The sequence below is a fragment of the Microcoleus sp. S28C3 genome (assembly GCF_036700785.1).
Lineage (GTDB): Bacteria > Cyanobacteriota > Cyanobacteriia > Cyanobacteriales > Microcoleaceae > Microcoleus > Microcoleus asticus.
The window spans coordinates 1-5,297 of the sequence record NZ_JAUBPO010000204.1 but is presented as its reverse complement, the minus strand read 5'-3'; the positions used below and the strand labels follow the sequence as shown (position 1 = coordinate 5,297).

The window sequence follows — 5,297 nt, the reverse complement described above, 5'->3', positions numbered from 1 at the left end:
ATCTGAGTCCATTTACTAATAAAGCCAGAACTCACTGATAAACTTTCCTGAATCTCTCGATGCTTATATCCTTTAAGTTGCATAGAGACGGTAATTGCTCGTTTCAACTCGCGGGGATCGGGATTAGATTGGATAAATTCCGTTAACTCTTCTAACATAGATAAATTATGTAGTGATTCTGGCTATTATCTCATAAATCATTTAGGATTGCTATATAAACTAATCCCGATCACCCTCAAAACCATTTAATGTTATGTGGGACAAAATTGCCGCGCACATCTCTGAAGCAACCGGAGAAACATTTTCCATCGACAATCGCCGTTCAGTCAGCGGCGGCTGCATCAATCAAGGCTATGCTATCAGCAGCAGTTCCCGCAGTTATTTCGCGAAAATAAATCAAGCTTCCCAAGTCCCGATGTTTGAAGCTGAGGCGCTGGGTTTGCAGCAAATGCGGGAAATACAGACGATTCGAGTACCCCAACCGATTTGTTGGGGAACTGAGGGGCATTCAGCTTATATTGTGCTGGAATGGCTGGAGTTGGGAAGTCGCGGGGGCGATATAGCTTGGGAAGAAATGGGGCGCAAAGTGGCGGCAATGCACAAATACACCCCCCCCAGCCCCCCCTTGGTAAGGGGGGGAGAAGAGGCTAATTCTGCCTTGCTAAGGGGATGTTTTGGTTGGGATATTAATAATACGATCGGCTCAACTCCTCAAATTAATAACTGGACGGCAAATTGGCCCGAATTTTGGGCTGAACATCGGATTGGTTATCAGTTAAAATTGGCGAGGCGTCGGGGTGGTCATTTTTCCCAAGAGAAACGTTTCTTAAAGGTGATTCCTGAGTTGTTAGCAGGTCACGAACCGCAACCTTCGCTAGTTCACGGGGATTTGTGGGGGGGGAATGCAGGGGTGACATCTGCGGGGGAACCGGTGATTTTTGACCCTGCTGCCTATTTTGGAGATAGAGAAGTTGATATCGCGATGACTGAGCTATTTGGTGGATTCCCTGCGCAGTTTTACCTGGGATATAATCAGGTTTGGCCTTTGGATTCAGGGTATGAACGACGCAAAGCTCTTTATAATTTATATCATATTTTGAATCATTTTAATTTGTTTGGCGGGAGTTACGAGTCCCAGGCGAATCAAATGATTAATCGAATTTTGGGTTAGTTAGGAATCAGATTCTTTTTTTACCACCGATGAACGCAGATAAACGTGAACGTTAGGTTTATCTGCGACAGTGGCAATTTTATTTTTGCTTAGCAGCCGCTTTTTTCTTTGCTTCTTTTTCAGCCTTTTTAGCCACTCGATCTGCTTCAATTTTTGCTAACTTGGCTAGTTCTTTTTCTTCAGCTATTTTATCGAGATAGTAGTGGTAATCTCCCAAATAAGGCCGAAACTCTCCATCCCGAATTTCGACAATTTTGTTAGCGACTTGGGAGATGAAATAGCGATCGTGCGAAACGATAATTACGGTACCGTCATAATTCTGAATCGCCTCTTCCATCATCTCTTTCGCCGGAATGTCGAGGTGATTTGTCGGTTCATCCAAAATCAGCAAATTTACGGGAGTCAACAGCATTTTTGCTAAAGCCAGACGGGCTTTTTCGCCGCCGCTTAAAGCGCCAACCTGTTTGAATACTGTTTCGCCCGTAAATAAGAAACGGCCCAACAAAGTCCGAACTTCTTCATTTTTCCAGTCGGGTACTTCGTCGTGAATGGTTTCGATCACGCTTTTATTCAAATCTAAGGCTTCTGCCTGATTCTGTTCAAAGTAACCGGGGATGACGTTGTGGCCTCCCAATTTGACTGTACCTTCAGAAGGCTTTTCTAAACCCATAATCAGTCGCAGCAGGGTGGATTTGCCCGCGCCGTTGGGGCCGAGAAAGGCTATCCGATCGCCCCTTTCAATCAACAAGTCGGCTCCCAAAAATAGGATTTTTTCGCCGTAGGTGTGCACCAAATCTTCAATTATTGCTACTTCGCGACCGCTGCGGGGTGCGGGGGGAAAGCGGAAATGCAAAGTTTTTAATCCGCCGGTGGGGGCTTCGATGCGTTCGATTTTATCTAACTGTTTCTCGCGGCTTTTGGCTTGGGTGCTGCGAGTGGCGCTGGCGCGGAATTTTTCTACGAATGCTTGCTGTTTTTCGAGTTCTTTTTGCTGGCTTTCGTAGGCGCTGAGTTGGGCTTCTCTGGCTTCTGCTTTTTGCAGCAGGTAGGAGGAGTAGTTGCCGAGGTAGGTGCTGGAAACGCCGCGTTCGGTTTCGACGATTTGGGTGCAGAGCCGATCGAGAAATTCCCGGTCATGGGATACGATTACCATCGGGGTTATCAGCCCTTTCAGGTAAACTTCCAGCCATTCGATCGTTTCTAAGTCGAGGTGGTTGGTAGGTTCGTCTAACAGCAGGATGTCGGGTTTTTGCAGGAGAATTTTGCCCAAACTCATCCGCATTTGCCAGCCGCCACTGAAAGCGCTGACTAATCGATCGCCGTCTTCGGGTTCAAATCCGATTTCGGGCAGAATTTTCTCGATTTGCGCTTCTAAACCGTAGCCGTTTAAGCCTTCAAATTGTCTTTGCAGCCGATCCATTTTGTGGATCAGTTCGTCGAGACTGTCTGGGGTGGAGTTTTCCAAGTCTCGATGGACTTGCATCAGGGATTCGTGAACTTCGTTGGCTTCGCTGAAGGCGCGCCAAAATTCTTCTCTGACGGTGCGAGTCGGATCTATTTCAAATTCTTGGGAGAGGTAGGCGATGTGGAGGCTGGCGGGGCGAATGACTTCGCCTGCGGTGGGTTCGATTTCGCCGGCGATGATTTTGAGTTGGGTGGATTTGCCGGCACCGTTAACGCCTACTAAGCCGATGCGATCGCCTGGCTTGACTTCCCAGGTGACATCTTTGAGTACGACGCCTGTGGGGTAAATTTTACTGATGTGTTCGAGTCGCAGCATTGTTGTGGGGACTGGGGAAGGGCAGGTTTAGCGGCGGATGGGATGCCGGCGCTGAGGTCGAGTTAATCTTAACAAATTTTAATTATATTTAGCGTATTGCCAGATTTTGATTTGGTAGGAGTTATGCGAAGAAACGGGGTTTCTATGAAAAATCGCAGATTCTCAAGAGATATACAAAGAAACCGGGTTTCTGGCCTCGACGTGGGTGGAGGACTATTTGGGTGGGGCGATCAGGCGATCGTGTTGTTTCCGATTGAATTCCTCGAATAATGGTTGAGAGGGTGTTTGAAAAGTCGAAGTAAGTCAAAAATCATGCCAGCCGTCTAACCATGATACGAATCATGGCGATATAAATGAAAGTCTCGCTCGGTTTCGGGTAGTCTTTCGTAATCCTTGCTTAAACGCCGACACCAATTGAGCCTTCCCATAAGTTCGTTCTACGACCCAACGTTTGGGTAAGTGGACGAAACCTTTCTTCCTGATTGACTGACAAAAGTTTAATTAGCCCAAACTACAGTGGTAGCTTGAAACTCAATTCGGTAAGTTCTTTGCTGATGTTGTAGACGAGAAGCCTGGACTGGTTCGGGGTCAATATTAGTAGAAAAAGAGATAACAGAAATTAAATTCCAGCCCTTGTTCAGAGATTGTTTGACCCAACTCCAGCCAATTTTCAAGTAGCTAACACCCCGATACCAATGTGGATCTACACAGCGACGCTGACCTAAAATGACAACTTCAACACCTTGAGCAGTCAAGAACAAAGTAGTCATCGCTAACACCAAGCACAGTCGAGAAAGAGCTGGAGCGGAACGGAGTTTAGAGTCTGCGAGATTGAATCCAGAGGATTTATCATCCAGAAAATTTTCCTCAATGGTAAAGCGGAAGCCATACTCCCGAAAAGTTTGGAGATTAGTAGGCGAGCGTACTAATAATGTACCAGTGTTCGCCAGAAGTAGATTCCCATGCAATTGCTAGATGGACATCTGTGAGCGAGTTACATTTGTGAATTTGAACGTTGTGGATCAGTTTTGCCTCGCCGATGGCTACCGGAAATTGACTCACTCGCTGCCACCCCTGCCGTGGATGACGCAGCCAAAAATTGCCTTTAATCCGGATTCGACAGTGCCAGCCTAATTTTCTGACATAACGGACTAATTCGGCATTGGCAAACCCCCTGTCAGCCAAGAGAATGACTTTGACATCGACGGGTAGGAGCCTAGAGACACGCTTGAGAAGGTCCTGATAAGTATCGATTTTGACACTACTACTTTTGTGTTTGAGTACTCGCCAGCCCACCGGAATCGCTCGGCTCAAATGTACTAAGGGACTACCAAATAAAAAACTCGTCCAAAATCAAGCGGTACTATAAATAATATCGATAAACCACTTACCGAGATTGGGGAGGCTATCCCCAACAGGTTGGGAGAGACGCTGAATCTGAGTTTCAACTTCAGCCATTTCCAGAGTTGTGAGCTTAACCCCAGTTTGATAAGTCAAGGTCACGAGTTTGACTATCGGATGTTTACCCTTCCAAGTCATCGTTTCAGCCAAATGCAGCACGGTGGTAATATCATCAAGGATATTACCGTTCCAGTGGTTTTCCAACACTCCCTTTCGTCCGCTCAACAGGATTGTATTTACTGTGGTAGGGCGGGTAGTAGGCTAAACGCAGATTCAACTGGTGCTTACTAACAAACTCCACAAGACGTTTCATCAATTGAGTTCGTCGGGAATGGTTCTCTGGTCCGTTGTCTTGATTGAGTAGTAATGTGCGGATATGAGTAAAACGGTGACGGTTACTCTCCCACCACGATTCCAAAATATCAACGATGAAGTCGCTAGTCACCTTTGAGGTGGTGAAATATAAAAACAACTCATCTAACTGGGGCAAAAAAATTCCATAGGGAGTCAATTTGGCTTTTGGGGTGAAGTCGTGATCGCAGGCAAAAGTTGGCACCCGGTTCTTACCTCCTCTGGAGAAGGGACCAATTTTCACCGTGGCTTTGGCATCAAGTGAGAGTCGGAGAGTTGTCGGGTCATGATCAGCTTGCTGATTAACTTGACTCAACTGCTCAAAGATGGCATCGGTTTCGGGAATTTTTTTTGAGGCTGAGTCTTCGCTACCTTGGCCGGGTGATATCCCAACTGATTCAACCGCTGACGGATGGTTTCGTTGCTGGGTAGTTCAGCTTCCTGGTAGTGCTTTTGCTCTAACAGTTGTTGCCTGACTTTGGCGGCACTGACTCGTGTATACAAACGAGTGCTTTTGGGCGTTGCTGAATTAGGGTATGACGAAGCAAAAAGGCGATCGCATACGACCCAAATAATTTCTTTGATTTTGATACG

General features: G+C 46.5%; 4 protein-coding genes and 1 pseudogene. 1 reads left to right on the top strand and 4 read right to left on the bottom strand.

Annotated elements, in window-relative coordinates:
- Nucleotides 1-253 precede the first annotated feature (253 nt).
- A complete protein-coding gene (locus tag QUA13_RS31265) occupies nucleotides 254-1,171 on the top strand; it encodes a fructosamine kinase family protein (RefSeq protein ID WP_333204826.1) in 918 nt (305 codons plus the stop codon).
- Between the two features lie 79 nt (nucleotides 1,172-1,250).
- On the opposite strand, the gene QUA13_RS31260 is transcribed toward QUA13_RS31265, so the two are convergent.
- The 4 genes and pseudogenes from QUA13_RS31260 to QUA13_RS31240 form a co-directional block, all read right to left on the bottom strand.
- Complete coding sequence (locus QUA13_RS31260) at nucleotides 1,251-2,951, bottom strand: ABC-F family ATP-binding cassette domain-containing protein (RefSeq protein WP_333204824.1); 1,701 nt, start codon at nucleotides 2,949-2,951, stop codon at nucleotides 1,251-1,253.
- Between the two features lie 497 nt (nucleotides 2,952-3,448).
- Nucleotides 3,449-3,721 carry a hypothetical protein gene (locus QUA13_RS31250; RefSeq protein WP_333204822.1) on the bottom strand — a complete coding sequence of 91 codons (273 nt, stop codon included), beginning with the start codon at nucleotides 3,719-3,721 and terminating at the stop codon, nucleotides 3,449-3,451.
- A 139-nt stretch (nucleotides 3,722-3,860) separates the two neighbouring features.
- Nucleotides 3,861-4,247, bottom strand: a complete 387-nt coding sequence (locus QUA13_RS31245; RefSeq protein WP_333204820.1) for a transposase — start codon at nucleotides 4,245-4,247, stop codon at nucleotides 3,861-3,863.
- Between the two features lie 57 nt (nucleotides 4,248-4,304).
- A pseudogene (locus tag QUA13_RS31240) lies at nucleotides 4,305-5,297 on the bottom strand (ISAzo13 family transposase); the annotation flags it as partial.

What these genes read in the sequence shown, in the direction of transcription:
- QUA13_RS31265 (WP_333204826.1), top strand. Translation starts at nt 254, where the DNA reads ATGTGGGACAAAATTGCCGCGCACATCTCTGAAGCAACCGGAGAAACA.
- QUA13_RS31260 (WP_333204824.1), bottom strand. Translation starts at nt 2,951, where the DNA reads ATGCTGCGACTCGAACACATCAGTAAAATTTACCCCACAGGCGTCGTA.
- QUA13_RS31250 (WP_333204822.1), bottom strand. Translation starts at nt 3,721, where the DNA reads ATGACTACTTTGTTCTTGACTGCTCAAGGTGTTGAAGTTGTCATTTTA.